The organism is Niastella sp. sgz303648 (assembly GCF_059587045.1).
Window position 1 is genome coordinate 1 of sequence record NZ_JCAPSW010000029.1, and the last position, 16,498, is coordinate 16,498.

Annotated in this window: 17 protein-coding genes; 6 read left to right on the top strand and 11 right to left on the bottom strand. The window is 43.7% G+C overall.

The window, feature by feature from the left end; all coding sequences use genetic code 11:
* Positions 1–41 precede the first annotated feature (41 nt).
* Both AC59IL_RS37710 and AC59IL_RS37715 read right to left on the bottom strand, forming a co-directional pair.
* The gene (locus AC59IL_RS37710; RefSeq protein ID WP_496557430.1) at positions 42–920 is read right to left on the bottom strand and encodes an amidohydrolase family protein; all 879 of its coding nucleotides are present in this window, start codon (positions 918–920) and stop codon (positions 42–44) included.
* Positions 921–1,134: 214 nt separating this feature from the next.
* Entirely contained in the window at positions 1,135–1,782 is a 648-nt protein-coding gene (locus AC59IL_RS37715; protein WP_496557431.1) for a J domain-containing protein, read from the bottom strand.
* 307 nt (positions 1,783–2,089) lie between these two features.
* Between AC59IL_RS37715 and AC59IL_RS37720 the strand changes: the two genes are divergently transcribed.
* The 4 genes from AC59IL_RS37720 (at position 2,090) to AC59IL_RS37735 (ending at position 6,833) form a co-directional block, all read left to right on the top strand.
* Positions 2,090–3,007 carry a polysaccharide deacetylase family protein gene (locus AC59IL_RS37720; RefSeq protein ID WP_496557432.1) on the top strand — a complete coding sequence of 306 codons (918 nt, stop codon included), beginning with the start codon at positions 2,090–2,092 and terminating at the stop codon, positions 3,005–3,007.
* Between the two features lie 350 nt (positions 3,008–3,357).
* On the top strand, positions 3,358–5,004 hold the full coding sequence (locus tag AC59IL_RS37725) for a DUF6600 domain-containing protein (protein ID WP_496557433.1): 1,647 nt from the start codon (positions 3,358–3,360) through the stop codon (positions 5,002–5,004).
* A 365-nt stretch (positions 5,005–5,369) separates the two neighbouring features.
* Entirely contained in the window at positions 5,370–6,095 is a 726-nt protein-coding gene (locus AC59IL_RS37730) for a DUF4397 domain-containing protein (protein WP_496557434.1), read from the top strand.
* Between the two features lie 510 nt (positions 6,096–6,605).
* Entirely contained in the window at positions 6,606–6,833 is a 228-nt protein-coding gene (locus AC59IL_RS37735; protein WP_496557435.1) for a hypothetical protein, read from the top strand.
* Between the two features lie 40 nt (positions 6,834–6,873).
* Here AC59IL_RS37735 and AC59IL_RS37740 read toward each other — a convergent pair whose 3' ends face one another.
* A complete protein-coding gene (locus AC59IL_RS37740; RefSeq protein WP_496557436.1) occupies positions 6,874–7,155 on the bottom strand; it encodes a hypothetical protein in 282 nt (93 codons plus the stop codon).
* A gap of 88 nt (positions 7,156–7,243) precedes the next feature.
* Here AC59IL_RS37740 and AC59IL_RS37745 point away from each other — a divergent pair, with 88 nt between their 5' ends.
* Positions 7,244–7,447 (top strand): hypothetical protein, encoded by a 204-nt coding sequence (locus AC59IL_RS37745; RefSeq protein WP_496557437.1) that lies wholly within the window; start codon positions 7,244–7,246, stop codon positions 7,445–7,447.
* Between the two features lie 11 nt (positions 7,448–7,458).
* Here the strand turns inward: AC59IL_RS37745 and AC59IL_RS37750 are convergent, their stop codons facing one another.
* From AC59IL_RS37750 to AC59IL_RS37770, 5 genes are all read right to left on the bottom strand, one after another.
* Positions 7,459–8,385, bottom strand: coding sequence for a CPBP family intramembrane glutamic endopeptidase (locus AC59IL_RS37750; protein WP_496557438.1), 927 nt, complete (start codon positions 8,383–8,385; stop codon positions 7,459–7,461).
* A 237-nt stretch (positions 8,386–8,622) separates the two neighbouring features.
* Positions 8,623–9,567: a phosphate acyltransferase PlsX gene (gene plsX, locus AC59IL_RS37755; RefSeq protein ID WP_496557439.1), complete on the bottom strand. Its 945-nt coding sequence runs from the start codon at positions 9,565–9,567 to the stop codon at positions 8,623–8,625.
* Between the two features lie 59 nt (positions 9,568–9,626).
* On the bottom strand, positions 9,627–9,809 hold the full coding sequence (gene rpmF / locus AC59IL_RS37760) for a 50S ribosomal protein L32 (RefSeq protein ID WP_496557440.1): 183 nt from the start codon (positions 9,807–9,809) through the stop codon (positions 9,627–9,629).
* A 29-nt stretch (positions 9,810–9,838) separates the two neighbouring features.
* Positions 9,839–10,387: a YceD family protein gene (locus tag AC59IL_RS37765; protein WP_496557441.1), complete on the bottom strand. Its 549-nt coding sequence runs from the start codon at positions 10,385–10,387 to the stop codon at positions 9,839–9,841.
* A gap of 306 nt (positions 10,388–10,693) precedes the next feature.
* Positions 10,694–11,428 (bottom strand): sugar transferase, encoded by a 735-nt coding sequence (locus AC59IL_RS37770; protein WP_496557442.1) that lies wholly within the window; start codon positions 11,426–11,428, stop codon positions 10,694–10,696.
* A 208-nt stretch (positions 11,429–11,636) separates the two neighbouring features.
* Here AC59IL_RS37770 and AC59IL_RS37775 point away from each other — a divergent pair, with 208 nt between their 5' ends.
* Positions 11,637–12,566, top strand: a complete 930-nt coding sequence (locus AC59IL_RS37775) for a hypothetical protein (RefSeq protein ID WP_496557443.1) — start codon at positions 11,637–11,639, stop codon at positions 12,564–12,566.
* A 262-nt stretch (positions 12,567–12,828) separates the two neighbouring features.
* Here AC59IL_RS37775 and AC59IL_RS37780 read toward each other — a convergent pair whose 3' ends face one another.
* The 3 genes from AC59IL_RS37780 to AC59IL_RS37790 are packed head-to-tail and all read right to left on the bottom strand — an operon-like array spanning position 12,829 to position 16,482.
* Entirely contained in the window at positions 12,829–14,229 is a 1,401-nt protein-coding gene (locus AC59IL_RS37780; protein ID WP_496557444.1) for a B12-binding domain-containing radical SAM protein, read from the bottom strand.
* Positions 14,226–15,029 carry a class I SAM-dependent methyltransferase gene (locus tag AC59IL_RS37785; protein WP_496557445.1) on the bottom strand — a complete coding sequence of 268 codons (804 nt, stop codon included), beginning with the start codon at positions 15,027–15,029 and terminating at the stop codon, positions 14,226–14,228. Before AC59IL_RS37785 ends, AC59IL_RS37780 begins: the two co-directional genes overlap by 4 nt.
* Positions 15,022–16,482: a B12-binding domain-containing radical SAM protein gene (locus tag AC59IL_RS37790; protein ID WP_496557446.1), complete on the bottom strand. Its 1,461-nt coding sequence runs from the start codon at positions 16,480–16,482 to the stop codon at positions 15,022–15,024. Before AC59IL_RS37790 ends, AC59IL_RS37785 begins: the two co-directional genes overlap by 8 nt.
* Positions 16,483–16,498: the final 16 nt, after the last annotated feature.

A 16,498-nucleotide genomic window follows, 5' to 3' on the forward strand; every position in this document is an offset into this window, starting at 1 on the left:
TCCTGAAAAACTCAATGTTTGTGGGTGTGTACGTAAAGCTACTACACCACTTTTTTGTTTTTCATCAGTTGCAACATGTCGGCATCGAGTATTTTATCATCTACACTATGCACCAGAATATCGGCGCCGGCTTCAACGGCCAGTTTGGCCGTTTGGTATTGAGTGGCATGAACGCACACTTTCAGGCCGTTGGCATGACTTTCATCAATAGCCGCTTTTACGATGGGCAGGTTGGCTTCGGGTTTCTGATTGCCCAAAACGATGTACCAGATCTTTATAAAATCGGGTTTGTAAGGCAGTTGTTTTTTTACCAGGTCCCTTGCTTCCTGTTCATTGGTGACTTTAACGATCGGAGGATCGTTTTTATCGAGATTGGGCGGCAGGAAAGTTGAAACGAGCGGACCGGTTACCAGGGCATGGGGGGCAACAATAGTAGTATCGAGCTCACTGCGTATGGCATAATTGCTCATAGGGCCGCCTACATCAATTACGGTTGTTATACCACAGGCCAGGTAGCGGGCCATCAGATCGGCCCGGTTATCTTTTATCCATTGCTGATCTTTTTCATATGGGTACACATTGGTTAAATTTAATGCATCGGGCCGGGTGTATAAACCACCGCTTTGAAAAAAATGAATATGTGCATCTGTTAAACCAGGCATCAGGTATTTGCCGGTTCCGTCGATGATGGTGCTGTTTGGCGGAATTTTAACCTTTTTTGCAGGCGCTACGGTAGTAATACGATCGCCGTTTATGACTACTGTTTGATCGGCATCTGTTTTTTGGGTGATTACATTAACAACATTTACATGTGTAATAAAAACGGGGGTTGTTGGTTTAGTGTATGCTTTGCTGCTATCGGTTTGTGCCAGTAAAAAGTTGCAACCGAAAAATGCAGAAAACAACAGGTATTTTTTCATGCTGTAGTTTGTTTGGATGAAGATACCAAATGTGTTTGTTTGAAGTTTGAGGTTCTTTGGATCTGTTTGAGGTTTGTAGTTTGTGGTTTGTGGTTCTTTCGGTGAATCCTGCCCTGTAGTATTGGACCTGTTGAACTGTTCAGGTGTTTAATTTACTGAGAATGTTCAAATCGCGGCAGCAACCACAAGCTATAAACCATAAACCACAAACAAATTATTGCCCATACCGGTAAATCAACCAGCAAATTAGCGCGGTAATTACCAGCATCACCACCCATTTGTATTTATCCCAGGTGTGTCGTTGCATTTGTTGTTGCAGCGCCTGTTCAATCATCGTTTGTGCTTCGTGGTCATTGCCGGCTACCTGCAACAGCAGTTCGGTTACAGGTAAAAAATACCGCCGGGGCAGGGGCCGGGCCGACTGTAATAGTTTTAGAATAATTGCCCGGTTAAAGTTTGTGTCGTTATGTTCGTGCAAAATGCCAATGGCATTGGTAGTAAGTAACTCTTTTATATGTGTGCTTACTGCATCATAACTCACATGAAATACGTTCATGGATGTTATGTACTGTTGTAATATGTTGCATGCTTCGAGTATAGCTGCAGGTGTTAATGCCGGTTTATAATACGACTGGCCAGTACTGCGTAAATACCAGCGTTTATAATTGTATGCTTCGCGTTGTTTGGGGTCGGATAAGATTTTATAGGCTTCCTGTATTTCTCTGAAATGGGCATCGGCCAGGTTACTGCCGGCATTTTTATCGGGATGGTATTGCTGCGCCAACCGCCTGAACGACTTTTTAATTTCGGGCAGGGTAGCGGAAGGGGGTACTTCAAGTATTTTATAATAGTCTTTTACCATATTGTTTGATGGTTCGATTGTTTTATTGTTGGGCTGTTGAGGCTTTGAATATCTGATTAATTGTTGCTCTCTGATTTCGACCTGTTAAATACAGGGAATCCTTTATAAAGTTGAACGTTAACAATCAAACCATCCAACCATCAAACAATCAAATAGTATTTTAAGCAACCTAAATCGTAAAAACCGTAAATTCGGTTGCAATGTACAGGATGTGCAAAAAAAATGATGCTATGTAGTACATTTTACAACAAAACAACGGTTTTATCCGTTTATGCAATGCCTATTTTACGTAAGTTTGCTGCGTTCTATGAAGACACATACATTTCGCTCCAAGCCAGAGTTGATCGCTATTTTAGTGATAGCCTTTTTTTGCTTTATGGCAGCCAATTGCCATGAAAATCCAAATGTAAAGGCAGGCCATGTTAATGCCCCTGCTGCTGAATTACCCGGAAAAGTAGCTTCCGGCGATAATAAATCTTCTGCCCAAACAATTTCTACCGATCCCGTTGAAGTAGCTGATGCAGCTTCGATTTTAAAGAAGCCCGAAGTGCCTATTTTGTGTTATCACCAGATTCGCGACTGGCGGCCTACCGATTCAAAAACAGCAAAGGATTACATTGTACCACCTGCTGCTTTTCACGATCAAATAAAAATGCTGGCCGATAGCGGTTATCATACCATTTTACCCGATCAGCTGTATGCTTACCTGAATAAAGGAACTGCATTGCCTTCGAAACCGGTGATGCTTACTTTCGACGATACCGATCTGGATCAATATACAGTGGCTTTGCCCGAAATGGAAAAATATGGTTTTAAGGGCGTGTTTTTTGTTATGACTGTTTCATTGGGCCGTCCGCACTACATGAGCAAAGACCAGGTTAAAGATCTGAGCGATAAAGGCAATTGCATTGCATCGCATACCTGGGACCATCATAATGTTAAAAAATACCAGGGCAAGGATTGGGAAATTCAGATAGAAAAACCAACCAAACTACTCGAAACCATTACCGGTAAACCCATCAAATACTTTGCATATCCTTTCGGATTGTGGAACCACGAAGCGATACCCGAACTGAAAAAACGCGGAATGATCGCTGCCTTTACGCTATACGACAAACGCGATCAGGAGTTCCCTTTATTTACCATTCGCCGTATTATTGTTCCGGCTATGAAGCCTGCTTCACTCAGCATCGCCATGCATAAGGCCTTTAGTTATAATAATTAGGCGCGGCTACAACGTATATAATTACATACCCTTACAATAGTTACAGGTTTCAGGTTTTTGGGAAGAAATTCCCGATCATCTGAAACCTGTTTCATTTAATGAATTTCTGATTTTTTGATTTTTTGATTTTGAGATTTCTTTTGTTTTGATCCTTTTTATAAATCCCCAAATCCCAAAATTTGGTATTGGTTGCATCCCATTTTCACTTTATACTAACCTTCACATAAAGTATTATTAAAATGTTTTGACAGGCCGGGGCTGGCATAGTAATCGAAGCTAATAGGTTAAGAGCCAAAAGAAAAGAAGAAGTGAAAATGAGAATGGTGCTCTTAACTTAAAAATTTATCTAAATGAAACGATTAACTACTATCAGCTCACTTGTAATAGTTTTATTACTATTCGGTGCGGCGCAGAATAGAGCAGCGGCACAGGTGTCGGTGCAGGTGTCGTATCAAACTTTTTACGACGAACTGGAACCTTACGGATACTGGATCGAATATCCTGATTACGGATATGTTTGGCATCCCGATATGGGTCCCGGCTTCAGACCTTATAGTACCAACGGCCATTGGGTTTGGGCCGAAGATTACGGTTGGACCTGGGTTTCGAATTATTCGTGGGGCTGGGCGCCTTTCCATTACGGCCGGTGGTTTTATGATGAATATTATGGCTGGCTGTGGGTGCCTGGTTATGAATGGTCGCCTGCCTGGGTTTGCTGGCGCACCGGTGGCGATTATTACGGATGGGCGCCGCTCGGTCCGCAGTTTAGCGTCAGTGTGAATGTTGGGTTCGGACATTATTCTCCGCCTTCAAACTACTGGTGCTTTGTAAACCGCTCCTATATTGCTTCGCCACGGGTATATGATTATTGTGTGGGCGTACAACGTAATACGACCATCATCCACAACACCACTATTATCAATAATTATCATCACGAACGCAATGTGTTTGTGACCGGTGGTCCGGGCCGCAGAGAGGTTGAACGGTTTACAAGAGAACCGGTACGACCGGTAATGGTTCGCGCTTCATCACGACCGGGTCGTGCCGAATTCAGGAATAATGAACTGGCTATTTACCGTCCGCAGGTAAATCGCGAAAACAGGCGCTTTGCTCCTGAAAGGGTGCAACAATTTAACCGCGACCAGCGAGGCAATGTAGCCGGTAATGACCGCAACCGCAGGTTCGATAATGGAAACATGCGCGGAGGCAACAGAAGCCCTGAAGCCGGAGACAGAAGAGCCGAAATGATGAATCGCGACCGGGGCCGGGGAACCAATGATCCCCGTGAACGTGGTGGATTTGATGAAAGGCGTCAGCAGCAGGAACGGATGATGCAGCAAAGAAATGGCGACGCCAATAATGCCCCGCGTGAGCGCGGGATTTTTGAACAAAGACGGCAACAACAGGAACAAATGTCCCGCGAACGCGCGGGACGAAATGCCGAAGCCAATAACGCCCGTGAATTTGAGCAACGGCGGCAACAACAGCAACAGATGATGCAGCAAAGAAATGGCGACGCCAATAATGCCCGGATATTTGAGCAAAGACGGCAACAGCAGGAACAAATGATGCGTCAGCGAAATGCCGAAGCCAATAACGCCCGTGAATTTGAGCAAAGGCGGCAACAGCAGGAACAAATGATGCGTCAACGAAATGCCGAAGCCAATAATGCCCGCGAATTTGAGCAAAGACGGCAACAACAGGAACAAATGATGCGTCAGCGAAACGCCGAAGCCAATAATGCCCGCGAATTTGAACAAAGACGGCAACAACAACAGCAACAGGAACAAATGATGCGTGGAAGGCAACAACAAATGGAGCAGCGCCGGCCCGAACCAAATAACCGGCCTGAACGGTTTGGCGGCGGCGGCAATCCAGGCGGCAGGGGGCAACAGCAACAACCGCAACAACAACCCCAACAGGCGGCTCCTCAACAGCAGGGCGGGGGCGGTGATCATGGGCATGGCCATGGAGGAGGCTGGCGCCGGAACGGATAATATTTTTCTGATCCTGAGCGTCCTGAGCGTCGTCGAAGGATCGAAGGATTCTCTGTTTACATACCGCGAGCCCCGCCAAAAAAGCGGGGCTCTTTTTTGCTTCATTTATAAGGTTTTAATGCATAAAACATGCAACGCTGAAAATGCGATATTTGTCATAAGAGGTGGAAATTCATTATCCGGATAAACTAAATGCTATTTTGCAGGTCTGATACGGATAATTTTTGCAAAACCCCAAAATTTTGGGGTAAAACAAACGTCAAAGGGTAGAATTTTCGTAATAAATAGTACAGGCAATCAACCGGGTGTACATTCGTGGTGCCCGGTTTAGCAAACGGCCTTAATTATAAACTAAAACACTTAAGATGAAAACTGTGCAAGTAAGAAAAAATGTATTTTTAGCTGCAGGCACACTGGCTTTCCTTATCACTTTGTTAACCGGTTGTTTGAAGGATGCTCAAAACACACCGGCTACACCTAAAACCTATCTTTCTGTAATGCACCTGGCGCCCAGGGCTCCGGCGGTTGAAATTTATTTCAATACGACCAAGGCTTCCTCAACCATCAATTCAGGTTCGGTTTCTTCATCCTATACGTCGCTTGACCCCGCTATATTTTCTGTTACTTTCAAAAAATCGGGTTCCGATAGTGTGGTGGCCAGTCTTACGGCTGATATCTACGATTCATTGAAATATTACACCTTATTGTTATATAATACCGACTCCACACATGCAAGTGCCGTTCGTATTGAAGATGATTTTTCGATTCTTACAACCGATAAGGCATATTTCAGATTTTTTCATATGAGTCCTGATATTGGCAGTGTTGATCTTTATTTCGATAATACACTCATTCAGTCGGGCCGTCAGTATGCCGATAATACGAATAGTTATTTTTACAACCAGTTTACTCAGCAAACACCGGGATCACCCACGATTTATATAAAAAAGGCAGGAACTGATTCGGTGATTTCGCAACTGAGCAGTGTTACCATGAATGCGGCCAATGCTTATACGATTTTTCTTAAAGGTATACCGGGCGGTACAGGAAATAATAACCTTGGTGTTAGTGTACTGCAGGCAGCTGATTAAACGTCCTGAGCGTAGTCCTGAGCGTAGTCGAAGGACGACTGTGAAATCGTAAGCGTCCTGAGCGTAGTCGAAGGATCGAACGATGCCTCAAACAACATCCTGAGCGTAGTCGAAGGATGACCCTGAACACACTGAGCGAAGTCGAAGTGTATGACGTAATAAAAGTGTGTTACTAAAATATTCAAAACGCCGGATGATCATCAACACATCATCCGGCGTTTTGTTTTGAAGCAGCTGTAAATATTCCAACGCGCATCTTAGTGTAAGCCTTACGGGTAGTGTGCTTAAGTATTTTTGGTTTTTATCTGAAAATGATTTAATTTTTTCATAACTTTTATAACTGCAGTATTCGGGCCGAATGATTGAAATTTGTATGCACCATTAAATTCTACCCATTAGTAGCAATTTGAACTTTTTAATGTTTATGATGTTTGGTATGTAGCTCTGAGGAAAATCACCGTACTCTTTTGCAACCACCACACCGTCTGATCACCATTAAAAGTTAATTGTATGAAGAAATCATCGGCAACCATGTATTCTCCCTCATCCCTGGAATTGCCTCTGATAACGAAGACGCTCCCGCGCCATTTAAAACACACGCAAACAAAAAAGCAAGCTGACCCCAGACCGGGCAGCACGCCTCAGCCTTCTGCTGAAAAAGTAAACCAGCTGAATCAGATTGGGCGGGAATATCCCTTTTGCGTGTACTACAAACATAAAGTGAATGATCCTTTGTAGTTCGTTGCATTCATTTTCTTGTTGCCACCCTGTATATTTCTCACAAGGTGAATGATCCTTTGTGCTTATTTCCCTGATGCCCCGTTATTTCGCTGATGATTCCCTTCATTGGCACATGCTTTTGCGATAAAAGCATTATAAATAAAAATATCTTCACTTTTTTGAATGCAAATACCATTTTGCAAGAATTATCTCTAATTTTTTTGTTAAACACTTTCCTCCTATAATTTTTTGGGTTAACTTTGATACAGTTCATTTTTGTTCCGGTACCCTCTCTCCATTTTTCCGCTTGCCATAGAAATAACGTCTCTTTTCTTGCCACATGAATAAACTGTCTGATTTACGTAGCGAACGTAACCGATGAAAAGCTGTATCAACACATTTATTCAACACACCGTAAAATTTGGCGCATGAAAAAGACAAGATTTAAAGTATCTACAACAACCATCAGCACAACTCGTACTTTCGAAAACGTAAAAGCAGCGGAAAAACTCTTACAGGAAAAAGCATTTGTAACACCTCCCAGTGAAGAAACAGTGGCCCGCTTAAATGCCATTGCACGTGAATATCCCTTCTGCGCCTATCTTAAGCAGAAACATACAGTAATGTTATAATTTGCTGTGTATCAAATCCCTTTGTACACATGCCCCAGGTAGCCTGCCAGTTCCATGAGCCAGGCAATGCCTAAATGCACAATTAGTCCACCCCAGATACTACGCGTATTATATACCACCGTACCCAATATAATACCTCCAAAGTAGGATGTAATACATTCAAACAAGGGTTTCCCAAAATGAATGGAGCAATAGAAAGCTGCTACCGGTAAAATTGCATCCTTACCGGCGTACCGGGCGAAGCTGAGTATTAAAAATCCGCGAAAGAAAAACTCAATAGTCACAAAGTCAATACCATAGGAAAGCTCATAGAGCAATTTCCAGGGAAAGGTACTGCGTACATACTGGTCAATGAAATCAATGCGTTGCACCTTGGGATAGGTGTGTAAAAAATCGTTGCGGGTGGCGGCGAATGCTATTAACGGCACCATCATCAACAGTAACAACAAATAAGGTTGAATATTAAAACCTGTTGCCTGTATACCGGCCACGGGTTTGGGAAAGCGTGCCAATTTCCAAACGGCTGATACCAGTATAAGCACCAGCACGAATTTTAATGGCCAGTCGAGCACTTTGTTCCAGTATTGGCTCCAGGGGGCCGGTAACTGGTGGGTAATGCTCCAGGCCGCCTGGTCGAAGGTTACTTTAGCCGCAAAGATGGCTGGTGCAACCAGCATCAGCACAAAAAAGAACCGGTTTTCGGGTATATTTTTTCCGAAAAGGAATTGCAGCGCCCAGGCGCCTGAAAAAATAAAGGTGAATAGTAAAAAGAAGCCTGCAATGCGCAGCGGCCACGAATGAATGGCAAAAATGGTGGGTTCAATGCCTATAGTATAATTGAGCACAATGGCTATGGCAACAAGCAGGGTAGTGAGCAGAAAAACGGTGCGATTCAGGGAGCCGATATAGTTTTTTAGATAGCCGGTGATCTCTTTCATGCGATACTGTTTCCGGGAGGAAGATAATTTATTTCTCGCAAAGGCATCCCGCCATGGCGGGACAAAGTTGATCGCTTCGCGATTTATAAGTACGCTAAGAAAATGTTTGCGGCTTTGCGACTTTGCATGATATTTTCATCTGTGTTAATCTGTGCAATCTGTGACAAAATATAGTCGCCGAAGGCGACGACCTGAGGCAAAAAAAAGTCCACCGAAGGTGGACCTGTATTCGTGGAATTATTTTGAATCGAAACTTGCTTTCATTTTCCCCAGCAGGTCGGCTGCGATCATTTTTTGGGCCAGGTGAATCATATTACAAAATGCTTTGGCATGTGAAATGCCGTGGCCAATGATCACCGGTTTGGCTACTCCTAACACGGGTGTGCCGCCGTACAGTTCAAAATTAAACTGATCGAGGTATTCGTGTTTTATGTTTTTGCGGTGGGTGATTTCGTATAATGATTCGGCCAGTTTCAGGATCACATTACCGGTAAACCCGTCGCAAACCATAACATCGGCTTTATCAAGCAAAATATCCCTTCCTTCAACATTGCCCGTAAAATTGATCAGGCTGTTTTCTTTCAGCAGGGGATAGGCGGCCTGGGCCAGCAAATTGCCTTTACCTTCTTCTTCGCCAATATTTAATAAGGCCACCCGGGGATCATTGATGCCCAGGATGTGCTGTGCATACAGCGACCCTAAAATGGCGAACTGGTTCAGGTGTTCGGGTTTGCAATCGGCATTCAACCCTACATCCAGCAACAGGCCGGTGAGGCCATTGTCTTTGGGAATGATAGTGGCAATAGTAGGGCGCTGAACGCCTTCAATGGGTTTAATGCTGTACATGGCGCCCACCAGCATGGCCCCGGTGTTACCTGCACTGATAAATGCGGCTACTTTTCCGGTTGCAAGCAGGTGAAAGCCAACAGCTATTGATGATTGCTGCTTTTCTTTCAACGCTTTGGTAGGAGATTCGTTGTATTCAATTACCTGGGGGGCATGTATAACACGCACCTTTTCGGCCGGTATCTGATATTGCTGCAGTAACGGATTGATCTGCGCTTCATCACCGGCTAAAAATAACAGAGCCGGATCGTCCGTTTCTGTCAGGTAATCGCGGATGCCTTTCACTGCTTCGAGTGGTGCAAAGTCTCCGCCCATCATGTCTAAACAGATAGTCATTTCCGGCAATAGGCTTATTGTAAAAGAAGTATATTATACAAAAAGAGGCTTACGGTTGATTAAGCTTTTTCAGATAATACTTTTCCTTTATAATACAATTTACCTTCACTTACGTGAGCGCGATGACGCACGTGTGTTTCACCCGTAGTGCTGTCTTTGCTCAAAGTAACTTTTTCAGCCTTGTAATGTGTTCTTCTTTTAGCACCCCTCTGTTGGGAATGTCTTCTTTTTGGATTCGGCATACGCTCAAATTTATAAACTGCTTAAAAAATCAGCTGTCTTCCAGATCTTTAAATTTCTCCAATCCTTTCCACAAAGGGTTGTTGGATGGGTTTTTTTGTTCTTCCAGTTTCTTCAGCATGTCCAGCACTTCTTTGTTGCAATGCGGGCCACCCATCTCCTCTTCCGAACACATCCTTTGCATGGGAATGCTCAGGTTAATAAACTCATAGATCCAGTCTGCAATGTGCAAATGGCTTTCGCCTTTTGAAATGTAGTACACATCCGGGTCTTCTTCCTGCTCGTTCATTACGTCGGGTTCGTCTACCATTTTAACCACGATGTTGAACTCGTCCCACAATTCAAGCGGCAGGTTGTTGCCGCAGCGGTCGCAGGTTACCTCCAGTTTGCCACCGATCTCGAACCTCAGCAGCATAAAGCCGTTTTGCTTTTCAAGCATCAGTTTAACCTGTGCTGTGCATTGGCGGAAATCCTGCTCCTGGTATTCTATAAAGAACTTATCGTCGATCGTATATTCAAACTCATGAGTGCCCGGTTTCAACCCTACAAAAGCAATATCGTAATTCCGTCGGCTGTTCATGAACTACCCTTTTAAAGAGTTTGCAAAGGTAGGGATTATCAGGCAAATAGGGTAAGGTAAATGCAAAAAAATGCCAAAAACATACTCCATGTTCCTGAAAAGCAACCCCTGAGTTATAAAATTTACTTCAAATTTACTATAAACGTGTGAAAATGAATATTGTTCGGGGGTACGAAGTCAGAAGTCTGATGCCCGAAGAGTTAGCTTAACAGGGCTATTTTATTGCCCGGGGGTACGAAGTCAGAAAAACCCGTTGTTCGATTATTCTCAGCAATTTTAAACTGCGACATCTTCCGACTTCCGACTTCATACTTCTGACTTCACGTACCTGGGTGGTTCTCCCTTTTCTTTTTGAGCGTTATACCTTATTATAATACCGATGCGCTGGATGGCGGTTTGGGTCATAATTTTTAAGTCTAACCACAAACCGGCATGCTTAACATAAAAGGCATCCCATTCATACCTTTTATATATGCATTCGTGGTTAACGATTTTTCCGTGGTAGCCTTTTACCTGCGCCAGTCCGGTAATGCCCGGCTTTACCAGGTTGCGGAATTTGTATTGGGGAATGAGCCGCGAAAAAGCATTACAGTCGACATGCATATGGGGGCGGGGGCCAACGACACTCATGGATCCTGCCAGTACATTAAAAAACTGGGGCAGTTCATCGAGGTTCGATTCCCGCAAAAAACGCCCCAGCCGGGTAATGGGTTGTTCATTGGTTGCCCGTTTAAAAGGGGTTACCGGGTTATAAGCCATTGTTCGCAATTTGTAGCAGATAAACGATTTACCTCCGCGGCCGGTACGTTTTTGTAAAAAGAAAACCGGCCCCTTCGACGTACACTTTATCAGCAGAGCCAACACAGGCAATAACCAGCTTAATATTAGAAGTATAACTAAGCTCGCTATCAGTAAATCCATTATACGTTTGGCAATGAAATAGTATTTTTTGTTATCAACATAGTGTCGCCAGCTGGTTGTTTTGCTGCGAATGAATAGCTCCTGTTCGGGTACTCTTAATGTAAGTGCTGTTTCGCTCATTATTTGTTTTTTCTTTAAACAGAAGTTCACAAGTTGTGCCACACTTTCAAATGTGGTGAAAAAGGTAAGTCACCCTTTTTAAGGGTGGCTCATCTTCCACCTTTTTCAACAAAGGCAACCTTTTTTAAGGTTATCAAGTATTTATTATACAAAGAATACGGCCAATACATTTAAACAGTTGCTTTTTAATAACCACAATACATTCTGCATGCATGTAACGCCGGAGCAAAGTATAATTAAAGTGTTAGCTTATTTCGACATCTTTAATTATCCGCTTACGAAAGAAGAAATATATTTTTTTCTCGGCCAGCAATCGCACCCTGATGATGTGGCCTCCGTATTAAACCGGCTTGCCGGTTCGAAGCGTATTTTTAAACTGGGCAATTTTTATTCATTGCAAAATGATGTGGCATTGCGTGAGCGAAGAACGGCCGGTAATAATAAGGCTGCTGCATTAATTGAAACTGCTTACAAAATAGGCTCGTTTTTATACCAGTTTCCCTATGTGCGCGGCATTGGCATCTCCGGATCGCTTTCAAAGAATTTTGCCGATCATAATACCGATATCGATTTTTTTATAATCACCCGGTCAAACCGGTTGTGGATTGCCCGTACCTTCATGCATCTGTTTAAGAAATTTACTTTTATTACCGGGCACCAGCACTGGTACTGCATGAATTATTATATTGATGAAGAAGCGCTGCGCATTGAAGAACAAAATATTTTTACTGCTACCGAACTGATTACCCTGTTGCCGGTTTGCGGTAATGGCACTATGGATAAATTTTTTGAACAGAATAACTGGACAACCTTCTATTTTCCCAACCAGCCGGCCCCTAAGCATTCGGTTTATGCAAGCCGTTCATCGTGGTTTAAAAAAGCAACGGAATGGATGTTAAATAACCGTTTAGGTGATGCGCTGGATAATTATCTGATGCGCATTACTTCAAAACGCTGGATGCATAAAGAAGAGCAACAACGGGTAAATGACAGCGGCATTCGTATGGGATTGCACAACGACAAACATTTTTCAAAACCGAACCCTGTATATTTTCAGAAGAAGGTTTTGGAGGCGTTTGAGAAAAAAATAATGCAGGCGGAGGAGAGTAGAGAGCCGGTATTAAGTAATAAGTATTAAGTATTAAGTGCCGTTAGGCACCAGATGTAGGTAGAAAAATGACGTGGTTTAATAAAGTCCCGGAGGGACGAAACCTGGCGTGTTCCGGTTACTCTTCGGGACTTGTAGTCCCGAAGTTATATTCTGTTGCTTTTAGCAACTAAAAAGTGGCCGAAGGCCACATAATAATACAGCTGCCATGGCGGAACAAGTCTCGCAGAGCCATCTTAATAAGCAAGGCATTCTTTCGATATTCAAAATTCATCATTCGTTATTCAATATTCTATTTCTTTCTTTGCTCCACCCACATATGCCCCTTGGCCAGTGTTGAACGCAGCTTCAATACCGGTAGTTTGAATAAATTGGCCACGGGTTTTTTGAGCGCCTTGTGGTAGCTCACTTCATAATTGATCATCTGAATGGCATAGTCGTAATACTTTCTGTTGTAGGTGCGCACGAAATCAATATCACGGTCGGTGCTGTTTTCCCACGGTAAATTGGTTACAAAACGATCTTCCACTTCAGCATACAATGGTGTACCTTTTATAGGATAGGCAACTGTGATCGTAAACAGATCGGGGTCGGCATTTTTTAAATGCTGTACAGTTGCATAAATATCTTCTCTTGTTTCGCCGGGATAACCTACCATTATAAAAGTGCCGGCCTGTATACCATGACGGCGTGCCAGCTGAATCATTTGCTGCACCTGTTCTACCTCAACACGTCTGTCCATCAAATCGATGATCTTTTGGGAGCCGCTTTCGGCGCCTATCCATACGCGGAAGCAGCCGCTTTTTTTCAGGTTGATAATAACTTCTTCATTCATTCTGTCGGCCCGGGTGATGCATTCATAAGGCATCACAATGTTGCGACTGGTAACTTCCTGCGTAAAGCTCTCTAACCACTGGTGGCTTACGGTAAATACATCATCAACGAACCAGAGGCTGTCGACCCCGTAATTTTCTTTAATATACGCAATTTCATCCGCCACTTTTGCCGGGCTCCGGCGCCGGTAGCTTTGTCCGTATACTGCGCGACTGCACCATTTGCAGCTATACGGGCATCCGCGCATAGTGCTTACTGAAATGGCGCTGGTACCATGCCTGCCTTTCCAGGCATCGAAATACAACGACAGATTTACTTTGTAGCGATTGGGAAAAGGCAATACATCGATGCTTTTTAGTTTGGTGCGCTCGCGGTTTTGCACAAAACCTTTTTCGGGGTCGATGTATGAAATGCCTTCAATATCGGTCAGCGTACCGGTATATACGCCTTCAATCCACTGTACCAGTTCGAACATGGTTTGTTCACCTTCGCCCGATACAATAAAATCGGCTCCATGTTCCAGGAATTTTATGGCATGATTTCTTACTTCGGGACCGCCTAATACAATTCGGGTATGTTGTAATTCGGTTCTGCTTTTTATAAAACGAACGATGCGTAATACATTCAGCTTGGTCATGAGGTTGGTATAAATGCCAACCACCTGCGGACGTTGCTCCATTAACCGGTTGCACAACAGATCGAACGAAGAAAATGTACTGTCGAATACTTCGTTCTCGTACCCATGTTCTTCGAGGTAAGCTGAAATATATAAAATGCCCAATGGCACATAAGGGCGCATGATAGCCTGTTCTTTTGCGTCTTCACCTATAAAGTAACCATGTGTTAACAGGATTGTCATAAGACTTCTTTTTTTAACAAAATGAACGAATGATCGGCGAGGGCGCTCAGGAACGATGCGTTGCCGAGGCTGTTTTCCAGTTGAACCAGCGAACGAAAAAAACGGGGATGCTGCTGCATCGTACCTTCGAGGTACGAAGGCGGAATAAACAGGCCCACCGGTTTTGTTTGTACCAGTTGCAACGGCGCCAGCAGGCGCACAAACTTTTTGATTGAATAATAATAAACAGGCTGGGTAACCGATTCTGTTAAAGGAACCATTACCTTTTTATTTGTCCATCTTCTGCCGGCCTGTTTTGGATTTGCTTTCAGTAAATAATACAGGCTTTCCCACAAACAGTATTTTCCAAACAACACCACTGCCAGGTACCCTCCGGGCCGTAATAAAGCATAAAATTGTTTGGCCAGTACCTTCATATCATCAGGCGATACGCAATTCAATCCGGCGAAATTTGAGAATATGCAATCGAACTGCTGATTGGTGAAAGTTGTTTGCAATGTATCGAATGCACAGGTTTGAAATGAAGGGTTATTATTTTGAAGCGTTGTTTTTCGTTTTGCTTTATCGATCATCACCGGCGAGGCATCGGTGGCTGTAACATGATGCCCCATTTCGGCCAGCCACAACGCATCGGCGCCTGTTCCGCAATTGATTTCGAGCAGTTGCAAACCGGTTTTGCTGCTTAACAGCGGCTGCAGCCATTTACGGCTGATGACACGTTGCGCCTGCCCGGTACAGCTTTCGGTAAAGCTGGTATCGTAGGCCGGAGCCAGTGCATCAAAGGTGGCTGTTTTATTCATGCGCATACCGGTTTAACTGCATTCGTTCAATAAATAATGAGGGCATATGCAAACAGGCCGATACTATTTTTTTCAACTCTGCCCATGAAACGGCAAACGGGTTTTTTACTGCTTTGCAAAAAGCCACCCATCCCTGTTGTTTGCGATACTCATGATGAACGTAACGATGCAGTTTTTTATAAAATGCAGGCGGATAGGTATTGTTAAACATCAGCAACAGTTCATCCGAATCGGTCCAGTTGGATTTTTCTTTCAGATCGGCTTTTACCCGTTCGTAAAAAACAGTGCCGGGTAAAGGATATGAAACTGAAATACCCATTTCGTATGGCAACAGGTCTTTGATCATGCGAATGGTTTTGGCAATATCATCCTTTGTTTCGCCGGGATAACCAAACTGTATAAAGAAAGAGGGGTTGATGCCATTTTTTTTCAGTAACGATGTGGCGGTATAAATCTGTTCAACGGTGGTGCCTTTGTCCATGGCATCGAGAATTTTTTGCGAACCGCTTTCGGCGCCCATCCATATATTATGACAACCGGCCCGGGCAAGGTCTTTTATATAGTTTTCCTGCAGCAACAGATCGGCCCTTGCCTGTATCTTAAAACGGAAGCGCAATTGTTCTTTTTCGATGCAATCAGCAAAAGCGTGTACCCATCCAGGTTTCAAACCAAATATATCGTCGCTGAACCAGATGTGATCGAACTGGTATTTTTCTTTTAAAAGTTTTAATTCCTGCACCACTTTTTCGGGCGAGCGGCTGTTGTAACGGTTGCCATAAATGGGTTTGGCGCACCAGTTGCATTTAAACGGACAACCGCGTGTGGTAGCCATATTCAATGAAAAATAACCTGAGCTTTTTAACCACATCGATTTATACGGAGTAATATCAATCAGGTCCCAGGCCGGTAATGGCAGGGCATCAAGGTCTTTCATTACCGTTCGGCGTGGTGTTTTTATCACCGCATCATTTTGAATATAGGCAAGGCCCTGTACAGACAGAAAATCGGTTTGATTATTTTTAATGGCATTTATTACTTCGAGTAATGTTATTTCGGCTTCGCCCAGCAACACAAAATCGGCTCCTTCGCGGCAATATTGTTCATAATGGTCGGTGCTGTCGGAGCTCGATACAATTACCGTACAACCTTTTGCCTTTGCCAGCTTTATCATGGTAAATGCGGCTTCGCGCATATTGGTAAGGCACATTTTGGTAAGGTAGTTGAAACCATCATCGTACAACACAAAAAAATCGGGTTGCTTATTCAGGTCGTTCTGTACATCATGGGCGCTGACCGAAAACATGTTATCGAATAATGAAACGGTGTATCCGTTCTCGCGCATCAGGGCGGCTGCATACAGGGTACCCAGGGGAGGATACGGCTGTGCCGTTGCCCATTGCTTGGGGTCGAAACGCAGGAAGTAGGAATGCGAGAAAAGGATCGTGTTGTTCATTGTCTAATTTGATAAT

Excerpts from the sequence above, each read along its gene's own strand:
- AC59IL_RS37710 (WP_496557430.1), bottom strand. The coding sequence starts at position 920 with ATGAAAAAATACCTGTTGTTTTCTGCATTTTTCGGTTGCAACTTTTTA.
- AC59IL_RS37715 (WP_496557431.1), bottom strand. The coding sequence starts at position 1,782 with ATGGTAAAAGACTATTATAAAATACTTGAAGTACCCCCTTCCGCTACC.
- AC59IL_RS37720 (WP_496557432.1), top strand. The coding sequence starts at position 2,090 with ATGAAGACACATACATTTCGCTCCAAGCCAGAGTTGATCGCTATTTTA.
- AC59IL_RS37725 (WP_496557433.1), top strand. The coding sequence starts at position 3,358 with ATGAAACGATTAACTACTATCAGCTCACTTGTAATAGTTTTATTACTA.
- AC59IL_RS37730 (WP_496557434.1), top strand. The coding sequence starts at position 5,370 with ATGAAAACTGTGCAAGTAAGAAAAAATGTATTTTTAGCTGCAGGCACA.
- AC59IL_RS37735 (WP_496557435.1), top strand. The coding sequence starts at position 6,606 with ATGAAGAAATCATCGGCAACCATGTATTCTCCCTCATCCCTGGAATTG.
- AC59IL_RS37745 (WP_496557437.1), top strand. The coding sequence starts at position 7,244 with ATGAAAAAGACAAGATTTAAAGTATCTACAACAACCATCAGCACAACT.
- AC59IL_RS37750 (WP_496557438.1), bottom strand. The coding sequence starts at position 8,385 with ATGAAAGAGATCACCGGCTATCTAAAAAACTATATCGGCTCCCTGAAT.
- plsX (WP_496557439.1), bottom strand. The coding sequence starts at position 9,567 with ATGACTATCTGTTTAGACATGATGGGCGGAGACTTTGCACCACTCGAA.
- rpmF (WP_496557440.1), bottom strand. The coding sequence starts at position 9,809 with ATGCCGAATCCAAAAAGAAGACATTCCCAACAGAGGGGTGCTAAAAGA.
- AC59IL_RS37765 (WP_496557441.1), bottom strand. The coding sequence starts at position 10,387 with ATGAACAGCCGACGGAATTACGATATTGCTTTTGTAGGGTTGAAACCG.
- AC59IL_RS37770 (WP_496557442.1), bottom strand. The coding sequence starts at position 11,428 with ATGAGCGAAACAGCACTTACATTAAGAGTACCCGAACAGGAGCTATTC.
- AC59IL_RS37775 (WP_496557443.1), top strand. The coding sequence starts at position 11,637 with ATGCATGTAACGCCGGAGCAAAGTATAATTAAAGTGTTAGCTTATTTC.
- AC59IL_RS37780 (WP_496557444.1), bottom strand. The coding sequence starts at position 14,229 with ATGACAATCCTGTTAACACATGGTTACTTTATAGGTGAAGACGCAAAA.
- AC59IL_RS37785 (WP_496557445.1), bottom strand. The coding sequence starts at position 15,029 with ATGAATAAAACAGCCACCTTTGATGCACTGGCTCCGGCCTACGATACC.
- AC59IL_RS37790 (WP_496557446.1), bottom strand. The coding sequence starts at position 16,482 with ATGAACAACACGATCCTTTTCTCGCATTCCTACTTCCTGCGTTTCGAC.